General features: G+C 63.7%; 1 protein-coding gene. It reads right to left on the bottom strand.

Features of this window, described 5'->3' with window-relative positions; genetic code table 11:
• The coding region (locus IMZ11_RS42455; RefSeq protein WP_305075947.1) for an amino acid adenylation domain-containing protein at positions 1–1,007 on the bottom strand (1,007 nt) is incomplete at its 3' end.
• Positions 1,008–1,028 lie beyond the last annotated feature (21 nt).

The raw sequence follows: 1,028 nt of genomic DNA, 5'->3' as shown, positions 1-1,028 counted from the left end.
TCACCAGGCTGATCCTCCCGGACGACCACCACCGCCTGCTGAACACCATCCAGATCAGCCAACGCTGCTTGGATCTCACCCAACTCGATGCGGTAACCACGAACCTTGACCTGCTCATCGGACCGACCGGCATACCGCAACTGCCCATCCGGACCCCACGACACCAGATCCCCGGTCCGATACATCCGCGCACCCGGCGCCCCGAACGGACACGCCACAAACCGCGACCCGGTCAAACCAGGCCGGCGTACGTAGCCCACGCCCACACCCCGGCCGGCCACATACAACTCACCCACCACACCCGGAGCAACCGGACGCAACCACCGATCCAACACGAACAACGCCGCACCAGGCACCGGCACACCGATCGGCACCACACCCGAACCAGCCTGCAACGGAGCACTGATCGTGGCATACACCGTCGTCTCCGTCGGCCCATACCCATTGATCATCACCCGCCCCGGCGCCCACCGATCCACCACATCCGGCGGACACGCCTCAGCAGCCACCATCAACGCCGACACCGACGACAACTTCACCGGATCCAAAACACCCACCGCAGAAGGCGTCTGGCTCAACACCGTCACGCCCTCAGCAACAACCAACGCCTCCAAATCCTGCGGCGAACGGGTCGTCTGCTCAGACACCACCACCAAACGCCCACCGTGCAGCAGCGCACCCCAGATCTCCCACACCGAAAAATCGAACGCCAACGACGAACACGCCGCCCACACCTGCCGCGGCCCCAACTCGACACCCACATCCATGCCGTCAAACAACCGCGTCACGTTCTGATGAGTAACCGCAACACCTTTCGGCGTCCCCGTCGTCCCCGACGTGTAAATAATGTGCGCCACATCATCAGGAGCCGGAACCGACAACCCAGCACACGACTGCGCCCCGATCCGAGGATCATCAACCTCCACCACCGGCACACCACAGCCACCGAGCCGCTCACCCAACGCCGCCGTAGTGATCACCACCACCGGCGCCGCATCAGCCAACATGAACTCAACCCGAGCATCAGG

The sequence above is a fragment of the Microtetraspora sp. AC03309 genome (assembly GCF_020826795.1).
Taxonomy (GTDB): Bacteria; Actinomycetota; Actinomycetes; order Streptosporangiales; family Streptosporangiaceae; genus Microtetraspora; species Microtetraspora glauca.
The sequence above is the reverse complement of the archived record's forward strand: the minus strand, read 5'-3'. Positions and strand labels throughout refer to the sequence as shown.